Source organism: Ruegeria sp. BG11 (genome assembly GCF_056538565.1).
Genome location: NZ_JBQFTH010000001.1, coordinates 532,520 through 547,526 on the forward strand (window position 1 = coordinate 532,520; position 15,007 = coordinate 547,526).

Sequence of the window (15,007 nt, forward strand, 5' to 3'; positions counted from 1 at the left end):
GAGGTCGTGGGCCACAATGAAACGACATTGTGCTCGAGGCAGCTAATCGGAAATTTTGATTGAGCGTCTAAAACCCAGCCTTAACAAGTGCCGAGCGCAGTCGCTCCCTGTTTTGCGCACTCTTCAAACCGAAAGATGACACTAGTGTGTCAACCGAGAACTTGCTGTCCCGTGCCTTAGCGATGCTAGCTACGGATTTTGCCGCTTCAATAGCGCCGCTTTCCACATGACAAACAGCCAGAAGGGGACGGCCCGCATAGAAGTCCGGTTGGCGCGCCACGATGGCTTCTGCTTCTTCGCGAGCGCTAGTGACTTCGCCAGTAAACAGCAAGCTGAGTATCTTAATCATTGAAAACCAACCTGGGTAATTCGCGATCTCAGATGTTGCCTTTCGGATCTCGGTCAGGGCTTCCTCACTGCGATCCGCCATAAAAAGTGCATAGGCCACCGTCGCTCGCGTTGCCGGATTTGACGGCTCACGCGCCAGTCCTTCGGTAGCTGCCGCGACGGCTCCGTCGTGATCGTTCCTAGCTATACGGATCGCCCGAAGCAACGAATATGGTCTGCTATCATCCTCTTCCGAGGTTGCAAGCGCGATAGTGAAATCCTCTTCGGCCGCGGATAGGAGGTGCTCAGCGCGTTCAGGCGACCAGAGTGCAATGCGCGCTCTGCAATAGGATCTCGCGATGCGAGGTGTCGGGAAATCGGGATCGCGTTTCAGTGCTTCCGTCCAGATGCCAATACATTTTTCCATCGCATCCGGAGAGTATTTTTGGAACTCCGTAAAGGCTCTTGCGCTCAGGCGCCAAGCTTCAAAGTTGTGAGTGCCCTGTTGCCAACGGTTCGTATAGCTGCCAGCGCCTAGTGTCGTATGCACATCGATGACAATCTTCTGCGCAAGGTCATCTTGCAGTTCAAACAAATCTCTGCCAGACCGATTGTAGCGCTGCGCCCAGACCTGCACGCCTGAAAACTGATCGACGAGCATACATTGCACCCGCACACGTTCTCCTGCGGAGCGGATACTGCCACTCAACCTATATCTTGGAGGCTCGAGACTGCGGCTCTCGTCAACCACCGTAAGCTGCGCAACGGTGCCGATCGCTATTGCTATATCTTCGCCCAAACCGCTGGACAGCTCTTCAATTTCACTACGGATGGAGCCATGTCTGAATGGAGCGATCGCTATGGTTGGCTTAACTTCCACTATACGCAAATCAACACTGCTATCGTGTCCCATCCGCCACCGATACACCCGAATAGGCTTGTCGATATTCTTAACCTTGTATGGACCACTATCGGCAAACTCATGTGCTCGCTTCGGCCCCAGTCCTTCATAAGCCAGCGCCGAAATGCATAAGCCATTTGGGTCCGCCAGCCCTTCCAGTCGCGCGGCGATATTGACGCCCTCTCCGTGAACGTCACCATCTTGCACGATAACATCACCAAGATTCACTCCTGCTCGTAGGTGAATTCGCTGCCCTTCAGGCAACGTCTCTTCGTGCGCCCTGTTCAGCAGCAATATGTCGGTCGCAGCCTGAACCGCATTCACTACCGACGGAAACTCAGCCAACGCACCGTCGCCAAGATACTTGACTACACGCCCCTCCCGTGCCGACACTTGGGGAGCGATGATACTGTCCTGCAAAGACATAATTCGTGCATGCATGCCTTCTTCGTCGGCGGCGGTAAGCTCGGCTGAACCGACGATATCAAGAACAAGCACAGCAGCCAGGCGACGTTTCAAGTGATAACTCCTGTTTCGTTTGATACTAGCTTGCATGATCTGCATTGTCTCCCTCAGCATATCCGCAGAGCGCAAACCTGTTAGGCTGTTAGCAGAACACTTCCGCTATGGGCTCGACTCGGTCATCTGAGGCTTTTCGTCGGATGACCGGTTCGCCGTTCTGAGCGGCCATTGCATTGGCCGATTCCATCGGCAACACCGTCGTGATTCAAGGGCGGCAGGAGGATTGTCTATGTCGCACTTGTTCTGGCTCGACCTGCAGCACCTGAAACGCATCCAGCACCTGTTCCCCAAACCGCGCGGGATGGCGCGTTCCGACGACCGTAAGGTTCTCAGTGGCATTATCCACGTCATTCGCAATGGCCTGCGCTGGCGAGATGCTCCGGCTGAGTATGGGCCGCACAAGACACTTACAATCGGTTTGTCAGGTGGTCCCGACTTGGTGTCTTCGCTCGTATCTTCCGGGAACTGGCACAACCGGCACCGGACGGTGAAACCATCATGATCGACAGCACCCACCTGAAAGCGCACCGAACGGCGGCAAGCCTCTCAAAAGGGGGACTCGCCCGAGGGCCATCGGTCGAACCAAAGGCGGCCTGAACAGCAAGTTGCACACGGTTTGTGACGGCCGGGGAAGACCGCTGACGTTCTTCCTGTCAGCCGGGCAGATGAGTGACGCCAAAGGTGCGTTGGCTTTTCTGGGCAGCTTGCCACAGGCCAAGTTGTAGGGGACAAGGGGTATGATGCAGACTGGTTCCGCGAGGTAGATGATCAACCAGCGGGCCTGAACGCAACACACTTGAATCACTTGGCGGCTTGAAAATCCGTTGCTATCATCCGGTCCGAGGCTACATGGGACCTTCATGCGACACACGCTGCCAATTGCGCCACAATTCTATGTGACGGCCCCCCAGCCCTGCCCTTACCTTGAGGGCAGGATGGAGCGCAAACTCTTTACCGCTCTGCAAGGCGCAGGCGCGGATCAGTTGAACAATTCGCTGTCCCAACAAGGGTTTCGCCGGTCGCAGAACGTCCTCTATCGCCCATCCTGCACTGATTGCGCTGCGTGCCTTTCCGCCCGGATCGACGTGTCGGCCTTCCGCCGGACCAAAAGCCAGAAACGCGCGGCCAAACGCAACGGATACCTAGAGCGCCGCGCGACCTCGCCCTGGGCCACCGACGATCAGTACGAGCTGTTCCGGCGCTACCTCGATACCCGCCACGCCGATGGCGGCATGGCCGATATGGACGTTTTCGAGTTCGCCGCAATGATCGAGGAAACCCCGATCCGCAGCCGCGTAGTGGAATATTCCGACCCCGAGACCGGAAACCTGATCGCCGTCAGCCTGACCGATGTTCTGGATGACGGCCTTAGCATGGTTTATTCCTTCTACGATCCAAACCAGCCGCAGAACTCCTTGGGCACCTACATGATCCTCGACCATATCGAGATCGCGCGTGAGGCCGGCTTGCCCTATATCTACTTAGGCTACTGGGTCCCGGGCAGTCCCAAAATGGGCTATAAAGCCAAGTTTTCGGGGCTAGAGGCCTATGTTCAGGGGCACTGGGAGAAAATCTCCAACCCCGAAGCTTTCGCAGATGCCTCGCACCATCCTCTCGCCTCGGCTCCAATAGCCGAGCAGGTGGCAAACATCCAACTGCCCGACCGCCACCCCACCAAAGGCTGATCCTTTCATGAAACAGAGCCTGCACGCTGTCACCCTTGTGGTGCCTGATTACGACGCTGGGATCAATTTCTACACTGCAACGCTGGACTTCACTCTTTCCAAAGATATTGATCTGGGAGGCGGAAAACGCTGGGTCCTCGTCACGCCGCCGGGTTTGGGCGAGGCCTCCCTACTGCTGGCCAAAGCCGACGGGGCCGAACAAGAGGCCGCTATCGGCAACCAAACCGGAGGTCGTGTTGGGTTCTTTCTGGAAACCGATGACTTCCAACGCGATCACGCAGCAATGGGGGCAAACGGTGTCCATTTCGAAGAAGAGCCCCGTGTTGAACCCTATGGCACAGTCGCGGTATGGCAGGACCCTTTCGGAAATCGTTGGGACCTCATCCAGTTCGCCTGATCCCGTTCATCCGGTCGAAAATAACACTCGCAAAGTCCGCGCAAGCTCTTCGCCTTAAACCTCAAGCAAGAAAGCAAAAGGGGGCCCTGCAGGCCCCCTTTTTCATTTGGACTAAACTCAGTGATCAGTTCGGGATCAGATCCGGCACGATGGTCACAATGGTCGGGAAGAACCATAGAATCGCAATACCAACGACCTGAATGATCACGAACGGTACGACGCCACGATAAATATGGCCTGTCGTCACCTCTTTCGGGGCGACCCCTCGCAGGTAGAACAAGGCGAACCCGAAGGGTGGTGTCAGGAACGAGGTCTGCAGATTCACCGCCACCATGATAGTCACCCATTTCGGATCGAACGACCCGCCATAGATCACCGGCCCAACAATGGGGATCACGATGTAGATAATCTCGAGGAAGTCCAGCACAAAGCCCAGAATGAACAGGACCAGCATCACGATCAGGAAGACCGTGAACTCGTTGTCAAAGCTGCGTAGGAACTGCTGGATATAGTGCTCACCGCCGAAGGAGATCACTACAAGGTTCAGCAGCTGCGACCCGATCAGGATGGTAAACACCATCGAGGTCACCTTCGCCGTCTCGCGCACCACCGGCGTCAGAACGCCGCTTGAGAACAGGACCCAGCAGCCGAACAACAGACCGAACAGCGCGTACAGGTATGTCGCATAGGCCATGATAAACGCGATCCAGGTCTCAACCGGGACATTGCCCTGATTGATACGCAGATCGAAATTCACGCCCATCAGCAGACAGATGATGACTGCAAAGGTCGACCAGATGATCACACTACCGGACCGGCCCTGATCCTGCAGCTTTCGGTAAGCAGCCAACATGATCGCACCACCGGCACCCAGTGCCGCAGCAGGCGTCGGGTTGGTGACACCGCCAAGGATCGACCCCAGCACCGCGATGATCAGGACCAGCGGTGGGAACACCACTCGGATCAGATCGTTGGTGGCACAGCGTGCGGCGGCCTCTTTACAACCGTAGATCGCGATGGCGAAGGGGATTGCCAGCAAAACGAATGTCGCCCCGGATGAGGTTGTCGGCTGGATGAAGAGAATATCCACCAACAGCATCAACAACAGGCCAATCGCCCCAACGATCAGAGGTTGCGGCGAGCGCGACGGCGCGATGCCACGACCCAGAACCAAGGTCAGCGCCAACAGCACCACCACAATCGAAACACCGGTTCCGATAGGAGCCGCATTGGCGATCTTGGCGTCACGGGCGGCGGCGAGTTCCTCCTCGCTCAGACGTTCAGCGCTGGCAACGCCACCGGCGGCGTCGATTGCCTCTTGCTCGGCCACGGCCTGATCCCAGGCGGATTGGCCATGCAGCTCGATCATCGAGGCCTGACACTCAGCCGAAACATTCGTGCGCAAAGACGCACCCTGCCCCACATCCGAGAAGGCCGAGACCGAGATGTTCTGGCTGCCGATCACACCTGCGCTGCCCAGAAGCACCGCACCGACGATGATCGCAACCGGCGCACCCAGCAGCCAGGTCAGACCCTCAGAGCGGGTGATCGTCTCACCAGATCCACCCGACAGCTCAACCGCCGGAGCCTTGTCCGGGTTCAGCAGCGCATAACCAAAGGCATAGAGCGCATAGAGCAGCGCCAGCATGATCCCCGGCAACAAAGCCGCTTGGAACAATGTTCCAACCGAGACCACCGCAGGCTCCCCCAAAAAGGTCAGCGCATCGGTACAGCCCGCCTCAACCGCACGCTCTTCCTGTGCCGTCGAATACAGGTCACCCGCCAGCGTACCCAGAAGAACAATCACGATTGAGGGAGGGATAATTTGCCCAAGTGTCCCCGAGGCCGCGATCACACCTGTCGCCAACTCGGGCGAGTAGTTGTTTCGCAACATGGTCGGCAGCGCCAGAAGGCCCATGGTAACCACGGTCGCACCAACGATCCCGGTCGAGGCCGCCAGAAACGCACCCACAACAACAATCGACACGGCCAGACCACCGGGCAGCGGGCCAAAGACACGTGCCATCGTTGTCAGCAGGTCATTGGCGATCTTGGAACGCTCCAGCGTGATGCCCATCAGGACGAACATCAACACGGCCAGAAGGGTCTCAATCGACTGACCAGCCAGAACCCGTTCGTTCATGCGGTTGACGATGAAGGATACGTTCCGGTCCAACGCGGTTTCCCAACCCGAGGGGAAAACCGGCTCGCCTATCCTTGGTAAGTCCGGGTATCGGAAAACCGAGACCGTATCGGGTTTGACCCCCGAATTCACTAGGTCTCGGTAAGCTTGTGAGCCAGTGTCAATCGCCTGGTGTATCAGCAATCCAGCGCTGTCCAGCGCGGCGATGATCCCGAAGGAGATCACACCTGCCCCACCGATGGCGAAGGCCACCGGGAAGCCTGAAAGAATGCCTCCGAAAAGGCAAAAGAATACGATAATGAGGCCTATCTCGACGCCATCAAGTCCGAATAGCATTTTCTTGGTCTCCGTCCTTAATGTGCGCCTTCGTAGGCTTCTTCACCCTCACCAAGGCTATCCTTGTCGAGGTATTTTCCGGCGCTTTCTGGCCCTTCCACGTATTCCAGATACGACCGCCATAGGAAGGCAACCGCGTGCAGGAACACCATGCCCGCAAAGATCACGAGCAGGATTTTGAACAGGAAATACGCGTTGAAACCGTTCGGGCTGAAGCCGATGGTTTCCACGTTCCAGCGCAGGGCGCGCGACTTGGCCACCAGCCTGTCCAGTGTGTCACTGGCAGAGGGTTTCGGTACAATCAGGTGCCGCCACATGAAGTACCAGCCATACATCCAGGTCAGCACGGCCATCGGCATCATGAACAACACCGCTCCGCACATATCGACCACCCGCTTGGCGCGGTGGCTGATACCGGCATAGATCAGGTCGACCCGCACATGCCCACCCTGCACGAAGGTGTAGGTGCAGCACAGGCAAACGACCATCGCGTTATAGAGCTTCAGCTCTTCGGCAAACCAGCTGATGTCCTGATTGAAGGGGATACCCAGACCAAAAGACATATCAGGCCGGGCAAAGACACGCTGCATAAACACGATAACGATCTGCTGGATCACCATCAGCAAACCCGCCCAGGCAAAGAACCGCCCGGTCGTGTTGGCGAAGGCCTCGAGCCCGCGCACCATGCCCCACATCACGTTTCGGTAGTAGAGGCCGATGGCCGTCAGCACCAGAAACAGCGTGAAAACCACGAAGAAGAACTCGACCGAGCCTCCGTAGTAGACAAAGCGCATGATGGATTCTTTGTCGGACCAATCCAGCCACAGCTGCGGATGCGTGATCGCATATCCAAAATTATAGAAGGCTTCGGCAATGTTCTGAATGAACCAGATCAGTCCATTCCACAGGGCGCCGAAAAACGAGATACCGTTATCGTCCTGCATGTTGTCCCCGGGTCACATCAGTTGCACTTCAAATTATAGCGGCATGATGGGTCCGCGCATATGCAACAAGAAAGGCTCCCCCGCGATTGCGGGGAAACCGTTTGGTCAGTTCGCTTGGGATTAGCCGCGAACGCGGTCGCGCTGAGCGGTGTAAGCACCCGACGACAGGTTCAGCCAGCCCGAGGACGATGCCATCGACGCCATTGCGCTGTCGTGGATCTTTTTGAACAGCTCGTCGCCCATGTTCTCGTCCAGAACCTCTTGCGAAGCCTGACCGAACGCATCCCAAACGCTGTCTGGGAATTCCATGACCTTCACGCCACCCGACTGCAGACGCTGCAGGGCTGCACCGTTGTTCGCCAGGAATTGCGCCAGGTTCCACTGGTGCGCTTCGGCAGCTGCGATCTCGATGATCTTCTGCTGGGCCGGTGTCAGTTCGTCGAACACGTCGCGGTTGGTCGCCAGCGACAGACCTGCGCCCGGCTCGTGGAAGCCCGCAGTGTAGTAGGTCTTGGTGATTTCCTGGAAGCCCGCTTTTTCGTCCGCCCAGGGGCCGATCCACTCGGTGCCGTCAATCGCACCCGAAGACAGCGCCTGATACACTTCGGAACCCGGAATGTTCTGAACCGATGCACCCAGTTTACCCAGCGCCTGGCCACCCAGACCCGGCATGCGGAACTTCAGACCCTGGAAATCCTCGGGGCCGTTGATCTCTTTCGAGTACCAGCCGCCTGCCTGCGCACCGGTGTTACCCGCCAGGAAGGATTTCAGACCGAAGATCGAGCCCAGCTCGTCATGCAGCTCCATACCACCGTCGTGGTAGTACCAGTTCACCAGTTCCTGCGCGGTCATGCCGAACGGAACAGCGGTGAAGAAGGCGTAGCCTGGGTGCTGACCCACAAAGTAGTAGTCTGCCGCGTGGTACATGTCGGCCTGACCGGACGAAACGGCGTCGAACACTTCGAACGCGCCAACCAGCTCGCCTGCAGCTTTGATTTCTACGTTCAGGCTGCCATCGGACATCGCGTTGATGCTATCGGCGCAGCGCTGCGCGCTGTCGAACACGCCAGCCAGACCACGACCCCACGAGGTCACCATGGTCAGGGTCCGCTGACCCTGAGCATAAGCCGGTGCCGCCAGAGCGGTTGCCGCAGCAGCCGAGCCGCCCAGAGCAGATTTCTTCAGAAATGAACGACGATCCATATGAGTGTTCCTCCCCTTCATAAGTCATCACCCGGAGGTGTCCGGGCCTGTCGCTTTCAATGGATCGGAGCCTAGAGGCAGCGATATGAAAGGGAATACCTACTACTGCGTAGAAACCCGAAATTCTGCCCGTTTTTCGCAGATAAAATCGGCAAAAAAGCCAGCCATCCCACGTTCCCGTGGGCATTTACCCCCAGAAACGCTCAATCTTTTTGCATTTTCGCCGCCGCTTGCGTATCGATTCGACCATGCAAAGACTCCGACATCTGGTTTCGCTGACCTATGCGCAGAAACTGTCTTTGGTTGCGGCCATCCCTCTGGTCGTTGCCGTCGCGGCCATTGCCTTTCTGGTTGCCTATCAGGCCCGTGCGACATCCGAGCGCGAGATACAGGCGCTGGAGCTACGCCTGATCGAGGCCAAGAAGGAAGAACTGAAGAACTATGTCACACAGGCGCGCAACGGGTTTGCCTATATCTACGGGCGCGCTGAACCAGACGATGATGTCGCCAAAACGCTGGTCACCCAGATCCTTTCAGCGATGATCTACGGGCAGGACGGGTTCTTCTTTGTCTATGACTATGACGGTACGAACCTGGTCAGCCCCCGCCAGACCCAGTTCATCAACCGCAATTGGGACGGACTTACCGACAGTGACGGTACTCCGGTTGTGGATGAGTTCATCCGTCTCGCACGCCAAGGTGCAGGCTGGCACAGTTTCATGTGGGAAAAGCCTTCGACCGGGGAAGAGGCGCAGATGATCGCCTATGTCGTGGGCCTGCAGGATTGGCGTTGGGCCGTGGGCACCGGTGTCTTCATCGACGACATATTGGCCACCGTTGCCAATGCCCGCGCCGAGGTCGAAGACCGGGTCCAGCGCACCTTCATGTATATTGGCGCCATCGTTGTGGCCTCGGTTCTGATTGTCTTCGCCTCGGGCATGTTGCTGAACATACGCGAGCGTCGGCTTGCAGATGCCAAGCTGAAAGAGCTAACCCAGCGGGTCTTCGACGCCCAAGAAGAAGAACGCGGCCGCGTCGCGCGCGAGCTGCATGACGGGATCAGCCAGATTCTTGTCGGTGTCCGCTATGCGCTAGACAATGCGCGAAGGCGCTTGTCCCGAGGCGACGACGCCGGCGCGCAGGCCCCATTGGACAAGGGCATTGATCACCTTGGCACGGCAATCACCGAAGTGCGCCGCATCAGCCGCGACCTGCGCCCTGGTGTGTTGGATGATCTGGGCCTCGGCCCTGCCCTCAAGGCGCTGACAGATGACTTCCGCGAACGCACCGGGATCGAAACCGAGTTTTCGACCGTTGTCTTCCGCAACCGGCTGGATCAGGACAGCAAGATCGCCCTCTACCGCATCGCTCAAGAAGCTTTGACCAATATTGAGCGCCACGCAGACGCCTCGCATGTTACAATCGATCTGCGCGGGCACAAGAAAGGCGCGACCATGCGGATCACTGATGACGGGCGCGGGCTGCGCTCTGAACCAGATCAGAGCGGCACCGGCATCGGGTTGCGCAACATGCAGGAACGGATCGAACAGCTTGACGGCACGCTGCGTATTCTGTCATCACGCGGCCCGCACGGGGGTACGGTGATCGAAGTCAGCCTGCCCCTCAGCCACCTGCTGCCGCCGCAGGAAGACGCAACACCGAACCGAAAGGCCGGAACATGACCATCCGAGTCCTCATCGTCGACGATCACCCCATGGTGGCCGAGGGCATCCAGTCAATCCTCGAAAGCTATGATGAGATCGAGGTCGTCGGCACTCTGGGCAGCGGTCAGGCCGCGGTTGATCATGCGGCCGAGTTGACCCCTGACGTGATCCTAATGGACCTCAACATGCCCGGCCTCGGCGGCTTGAGCGCGACCGAACTGATCCTCGAACGCCTGCCCGAGACCCGCATTTTGGTCCTGTCGATGCATGACAGCCCCGAATACATCTCGACCGCTCTCAGCCACGGGGCCAAAGGCTATGTGCTGAAAGACGTCCCCACGGATGAGATCAAACAGGCAATTGATGCCGTGATGAAGGGCAAGCAATATCTATGCACCGGCGCCAGCGGGTCTTTGAAACCCAAAGGCGACAGCGCCCGCGAAGCCCTTACCGGGCGCGAACAGACCATCCTTCTGGAACTTGCGCAGGGCAAATCCAACAAAGAAGTCGCCCTGGCACTCGATATCTCTGTCCGGACGGTCGAAACCCACCGCAAGAATATCAAACGCAAACTGGGCATCTCCTCTACAGCCGGCCTGACCCGCTATGCGCTGGAACACGGTGTTTTGCAGGGCACCGGCGTCGGCTTCTGAGCCACCCGCAGCGCGGCACGCGCTGCCCGGCCCAACCAGAGGAGGCGCGCCGCAGGCGCGTTGACGGTGGGCGGGAGGGTTACCCGCGCGGCCTGATATCCTCACCGAAAAAGATCAACGTCCCATCCTCGTCAATGACGTGAAACTCGCGTTGCTGATACGGCTGATCAAACGGAGGGCGCACGCGCCCGTCGGGCAGATCATTCAACCCCGGTTTGAGGCTGTGATAAAGCGCATCAATCCCCTCGACGTCGATATAGAAAGACTGCTCTTCCCCCAGCAGCTTTCCATCGTCTCGCGGCGGGCATTCCAGCAGCCGAATAGCCACCGGTCCGCGCGAAAGAAAAGCATAATTGTCCTGTCGAAACCCGCAGCTGAATCCCAAGCGCTCACAATAGAAATCAATCTGGTTCTGCAACGACGAGCACAAAACAAACGGAGTGAGTTGCAATACTCGTGCCATGCCAAAGCCCTCTCTGAATGGGCCCTAGCCTACCTGTGTCGGCAATTCAGTCCAACAATTCATCGGCCCGGCGGCCCTCTCGCGCGTAGTGATGCGGCAGAACCCTACCATAGAGTTGTTGTGTCCTCTCAACCCCGCCACACATGCCTTCGGTGTCCACAAACGAGAAGATGCCAACGTAGCGCTTGCGCGCGCCTTCAACCGGCGCAACTCGGTGCAGGGCATAGCGACCCTTAAAAATTTGCAGATCACCAGGCTGCAAGTCGATCCGGTGAACGGCCTGCATATTGCCGTCCAGAACAGCCCTTACCGCCGAAAAATTCTCGTCATCAGAACTGCGCAGATCCGGGGCATATTCAAACGCGCCGCCTGTCTCGGCATTCTGAATGGCCAGAGTCACCGTGTAGTTGTTGGTGTCGAAATGCCAGGGAAACCCCTGCCCCTCTTCCACGACGTTGATGATGACATCCGCCAGCGGATCATCATAGCGAAAGAACCGATCCTCAGGCTCATCCAGCGCATCGCGAATGAAGGGCAGAAAGCCGTTGAACTCGTAGATGCGCCGCAGAGGACCTGACCTAGGGAAATTGTCCGCGGGCACAAACGCATTCGACCTATCATAGAACCGACGCACCGGATGCCCGATCCCATAACTTGGGTCATCCTTGGTGAAATAAACATTCGTACGGTTGAAAGACCGATGAGCCTTGGGCGCGACGGCATCTGCCTCTACCAGCAACTGCCCCAAACCGGCCTCGTGCACAAAGCCCGGCAAAACCGCGCAGCCGTCATGCTCAAGTTCCCGGCGCAGATCACCGATCAACTGGCGGTACGCGGTCGAGTCCGGACGATCAATCGGATAGCGCCCCAAATCCACGAGTTCCTGCAGCAAGGCCGACCTCCCTATTTGCCCCTCATACAGGGTAGCCTGCCGCAGCACATGACGCGCTTCTGGTTCATTTCAGACATCGCGTTGGCGGATTTAGACAACTCAGAAATCCGTCAAAACACCACGCGACCCCTTCTGTTTTACCGGAAATTCCCGACATGCGGCATTTTGCGCAACAAAATGTCGCAAAATTCATCAATCCGGTCATGAAATTCATACGATTGACTGTTGACGCTCCGTCGTGCCGAACATAATGTCCCCTGCAAGCTGATAAGGAGCCTCTGGCGATGAACACGCTAGTCGTAATCGTAGGAAACACGCGTATGGGCCGGTAACGGAAAACCACAATCGAACCCATGCGCCTCCGAAAAACTCGGGGGCTTTTTTTTGGCAAACGCAAGACACATGTCGCGAACGGAGCAAAGCAGATGACACGTGAGATGACCGGCGCAAAGATGGTGGTTCAGGCCCTCAAGGATCAGGGCGTGGACACAGTATTCGGATATCCCGGTGGCGCCGTCCTACCGATCTATGACGAGATCTTTCTGCAAAACGACATTCGCCACGTCCTGGTGCGGCATGAGCAAGGCGCGGTCCACGCGGCCGAAGGCTATGCCCGCTCGACGGGCAAACCCGGCGTTGCGCTGGTGACATCCGGCCCCGGCGCGACCAACGCGGTCACCGGTTTGACGGATGCGCTGATGGACTCGATCCCGATCATTGTTCTGACCGGTCAGGTCCCGACCTTCATGATCGGCTCGGACGCGTTCCAAGAGGCCGACACCGTTGGCATTACCCGCCCTTGCACCAAGCATAACTGGCTGGTGAAGGACACGGATTCTCTGGCCGAAACCATGCACGAGGCGTTCCATGTCGCCACCTCGGGCCGTCCGGGTCCGGTGCTGATCGACATCCCCAAGGACGTGCAGTTTGCATCGGGTGACTATACCGGCCCTAAAACCTCGACCTCTCGCTATCAGCCTGTTCTGAAGGGCGATCTGGAAGAGATCACCGAACTGGTCGCTGCGATAGAGACCGCCAAGAAACCCGTTTTCTACACCGGCGGCGGCGTCATCAACTCGGGCCCCGCAGCCAGTCAATTGCTGCGTGAGCTGGTGGATGCGACTGGTTTCCCGATCACTTCGACCCTGATGGGCCTTGGCGCTTACCCGGCCTCGGGTGAGAACTGGTTGGGCATGCTGGGGATGCATGGTCTCTATGAGGCCAACCTGGCGATGCATGATTGCGACCTGATGATCAACATCGGCGCGCGGTTCGACGACCGGATTACCGGCCGTATCGACGCGTTCTCGCCGAACTCGAAAAAGGCGCATATCGACATCGATCCTTCGTCGATCAACAAGGTGATCCGCGTCGACATCCCGATCGTCGGCGACGTTGCGCATGTGCTGGAAGATATCCTGAAGGTCTGGAAATCGCGCGGTCGCAAGACCGATGCGGCCTCGGTCGCCAAGTGGCAGGAGCAGATTGCCGACTGGCGCAAGGTCAACTGCCTCGCCTACACCAACAGCGAGAAGACCATCAAACCGCAATACGCGCTGCAACGCCTTGAAGAGCTGACGAAAAACCACGATCGCTACATCACGACCGAAGTTGGTCAGCACCAGATGTGGGCCGCGCAATACCTTGGGTTCGAGGACCCCAACCGCTGGATGACATCAGGCGGTCTGGGCACGATGGGCTATGGCACTCCGGCTTCGATCGGTGTGCAGATGGCGCATCCCGACGCGCTGGTGATCAACGTCGCGGGTGAGGCCTCGTGGCTGATGAACATGCAGGAAATGGGTACCGCCGTGCAGTACCGCCTGCCGGTCAAACAGTTCATCCTGAACAACGAACGCCTCGGCATGGTCCGCCAGTGGCAGGAGCTGCTGCATGGTGAGCGCTACTCGCATTCCTGGTCCGAGGCCCTGCCCGATTTCGTCAAACTCGCTGAAGCCTTCGGGGCCAAGGGCATCCTGTGCTCCGACCCCGCCGATCTGGACGACGCGATCATGGAGATGATCAACTACGACGGTCCGGTGATCTTTGACTGCCTTGTTGAAAAGCACGAGAACTGCTTCCCCATGATCCCGTCGGGCAAAGCCCATAACGAGATGCTGCTGGGCGAGGCCGAAACGCAGGGCGTGATCGATTCCAAAGGTTCGGTTCTGGTTTAACAACATTCGTCGGAATTGACCGGGCGCCCGACGCCCGGTTTTCGCAAGATGATGAAAGGGACGTAAATGTCTGCCCTACATATCAAAAAAGGTTCTACCCGCCATTCGGCTTATAACCTACGCCCGACCTTTTCGGACGTGCAGGAGCGCCATACGATTGCTGTTCTGGTCGAGAACGAACCGGGCGTTCTAGCCCGCGTTATCGGCCTGTTTTCGGGCCGTGGCTACAATATCGAAAGCCTGACTGTGGCCGAGGTCGACCATACTGGACACCTCAGCCGCATCACCATCGTGACCACCGGGACCCCGCAGGTGATCGAACAGATCAAGACACAGCTGGGCCGCATCGTACCGGTTCACGAGGTCCATGACCTGACGGTCGAAGGCCCCTCGGTTGAGCGGGAACTGGCGATCATTAAGGTCGTTGGCGAAGGTGACAAACGGGTCGAGGCGCTGCGTCTGGCCGATATCTTCCGCGCCAATGTGGTCGACAGCACGTTGAACTCGTTCATTTTCGAGATCACGGGTGCCCCCGACAAAATCGACGCATTTGCTGACCTGATGCGCCCTCTGGGGCTGGTCGAAATCGCCAGAACTGGCGTTGCTGCCCTGTTGCGCGGCGACTAACAATTGCAAGGTCCCGGCAGGGCATCGCCGGGACCTTTCGCTTTTACGGCAAGTATCTATTTGATACTTCGTG

Annotated in this window: 12 protein-coding genes and 1 pseudogene; 7 read left to right on the forward strand and 6 right to left on the reverse strand. The window is 57.8% G+C overall.

All coding sequences use genetic code 11. The annotated features are described in order from the left end of the window. Positions 1-67: 67 nt before the first annotated feature. On the reverse strand, positions 68-1,792 hold the full coding sequence (locus ACR0JF_RS02650) for an adenylate/guanylate cyclase domain-containing protein (protein WP_170660119.1): 1,725 nt from the start codon (positions 1,790-1,792) through the stop codon (positions 68-70). A 187-nt stretch (positions 1,793-1,979) separates the two neighbouring features. Here ACR0JF_RS02650 and ACR0JF_RS02655 point away from each other — a divergent pair. From ACR0JF_RS02655 to ACR0JF_RS02665, 3 genes and pseudogenes are all read left to right on the forward strand, one after another. Next, a pseudogene (locus ACR0JF_RS02655) lies at positions 1,980-2,510 on the forward strand (IS5 family transposase); the annotation flags it as partial. 100 nt (positions 2,511-2,610) lie between these two features. Further along, complete coding sequence (locus tag ACR0JF_RS02660; protein WP_170660120.1) at positions 2,611-3,435, forward strand: arginyltransferase; 825 nt, start codon at positions 2,611-2,613, stop codon at positions 3,433-3,435. A gap of 7 nt (positions 3,436-3,442) precedes the next feature. Beyond that, positions 3,443-3,832, forward strand: coding sequence for a VOC family protein (locus tag ACR0JF_RS02665; protein ID WP_170660121.1), 390 nt, complete (start codon positions 3,443-3,445; stop codon positions 3,830-3,832). A gap of 124 nt (positions 3,833-3,956) precedes the next feature. Here ACR0JF_RS02665 and ACR0JF_RS02670 read toward each other — a convergent pair whose 3' ends face one another. From ACR0JF_RS02670 to ACR0JF_RS02680, 3 genes are all read right to left on the reverse strand, one after another. After that, positions 3,957-6,311 carry a TRAP transporter large permease subunit gene (locus tag ACR0JF_RS02670; protein ID WP_170639624.1) on the reverse strand — a complete coding sequence of 785 codons (2,355 nt, stop codon included), beginning with the start codon at positions 6,309-6,311 and terminating at the stop codon, positions 3,957-3,959. Positions 6,312-6,328: 17 nt separating this feature from the next. Continuing rightward, positions 6,329-7,255, reverse strand: a complete 927-nt coding sequence (locus tag ACR0JF_RS02675; protein WP_170466343.1) for a TRAP transporter small permease subunit — start codon at positions 7,253-7,255, stop codon at positions 6,329-6,331. Positions 7,256-7,375: 120 nt separating this feature from the next. Then, positions 7,376-8,458 (reverse strand): TRAP transporter substrate-binding protein, encoded by a 1,083-nt coding sequence (locus ACR0JF_RS02680; RefSeq protein WP_170373973.1) that lies wholly within the window; start codon positions 8,456-8,458, stop codon positions 7,376-7,378. A gap of 248 nt (positions 8,459-8,706) precedes the next feature. Between ACR0JF_RS02680 and ACR0JF_RS02685 the strand changes: the two genes are divergently transcribed. Further along, a complete protein-coding gene (locus ACR0JF_RS02685; protein WP_170466340.1) occupies positions 8,707-10,140 on the forward strand; it encodes a cache domain-containing protein in 1,434 nt (477 codons plus the stop codon). Further along, the gene (locus ACR0JF_RS02690; RefSeq protein ID WP_170660122.1) at positions 10,137-10,775 is read left to right on the forward strand and encodes a response regulator transcription factor; all 639 of its coding nucleotides are present in this window, start codon (positions 10,137-10,139) and stop codon (positions 10,773-10,775) included. Before ACR0JF_RS02685 ends, ACR0JF_RS02690 begins: the two co-directional genes overlap by 4 nt. Before the next feature lie 79 nt (positions 10,776-10,854). On the opposite strand, the gene ACR0JF_RS02695 is transcribed toward ACR0JF_RS02690, so the two are convergent. Both ACR0JF_RS02695 and ACR0JF_RS02700 read right to left on the reverse strand, forming a co-directional pair. After that, on the reverse strand, positions 10,855-11,238 hold the full coding sequence (locus tag ACR0JF_RS02695; protein WP_170660123.1) for a bleomycin resistance protein: 384 nt from the start codon (positions 11,236-11,238) through the stop codon (positions 10,855-10,857). Between the two features lie 46 nt (positions 11,239-11,284). Then, complete coding sequence (locus tag ACR0JF_RS02700; protein ID WP_170660124.1) at positions 11,285-12,130, reverse strand: HalD/BesD family halogenase; 846 nt, start codon at positions 12,128-12,130, stop codon at positions 11,285-11,287. A gap of 425 nt (positions 12,131-12,555) precedes the next feature. Between ACR0JF_RS02700 and ACR0JF_RS02705 the strand changes: the two genes are divergently transcribed. Continuing rightward, positions 12,556-14,307, forward strand: coding sequence for an acetolactate synthase 3 large subunit (locus ACR0JF_RS02705; RefSeq protein WP_170553227.1), 1,752 nt, complete (start codon positions 12,556-12,558; stop codon positions 14,305-14,307). A 66-nt stretch (positions 14,308-14,373) separates the two neighbouring features. Beyond that, complete coding sequence (gene ilvN / locus ACR0JF_RS02710; protein WP_170373979.1) at positions 14,374-14,934, forward strand: acetolactate synthase small subunit; 561 nt, start codon at positions 14,374-14,376, stop codon at positions 14,932-14,934. Positions 14,935-15,007: the final 73 nt, after the last annotated feature.

Bases quoted from the DNA above. Each gene is read 5' to 3' on its own strand.
- ACR0JF_RS02685 (WP_170466340.1), top strand. From the start codon at position 8,707: ATGCAAAGACTCCGACATCTGGTTTCGCTGACCTATGCGCAGAAACTG.
- ACR0JF_RS02650 (WP_170660119.1), bottom strand. From the start codon at position 1,792: ATGCAGATCATGCAAGCTAGTATCAAACGAAACAGGAGTTATCACTTG.
- ACR0JF_RS02680 (WP_170373973.1), bottom strand. From the start codon at position 8,458: ATGGATCGTCGTTCATTTCTGAAGAAATCTGCTCTGGGCGGCTCGGCT.
- ACR0JF_RS02705 (WP_170553227.1), top strand. From the start codon at position 12,556: ATGACACGTGAGATGACCGGCGCAAAGATGGTGGTTCAGGCCCTCAAG.
- ACR0JF_RS02665 (WP_170660121.1), top strand. From the start codon at position 3,443: ATGAAACAGAGCCTGCACGCTGTCACCCTTGTGGTGCCTGATTACGAC.
- ACR0JF_RS02695 (WP_170660123.1), bottom strand. From the start codon at position 11,238: ATGGCACGAGTATTGCAACTCACTCCGTTTGTTTTGTGCTCGTCGTTG.
- ACR0JF_RS02675 (WP_170466343.1), bottom strand. From the start codon at position 7,255: ATGCAGGACGATAACGGTATCTCGTTTTTCGGCGCCCTGTGGAATGGA.
- ilvN (WP_170373979.1), top strand. From the start codon at position 14,374: ATGTCTGCCCTACATATCAAAAAAGGTTCTACCCGCCATTCGGCTTAT.
- ACR0JF_RS02690 (WP_170660122.1), top strand. From the start codon at position 10,137: ATGACCATCCGAGTCCTCATCGTCGACGATCACCCCATGGTGGCCGAG.
- ACR0JF_RS02660 (WP_170660120.1), top strand. From the start codon at position 2,611: ATGCGACACACGCTGCCAATTGCGCCACAATTCTATGTGACGGCCCCC.
- ACR0JF_RS02670 (WP_170639624.1), bottom strand. From the start codon at position 6,311: ATGCTATTCGGACTTGATGGCGTCGAGATAGGCCTCATTATCGTATTC.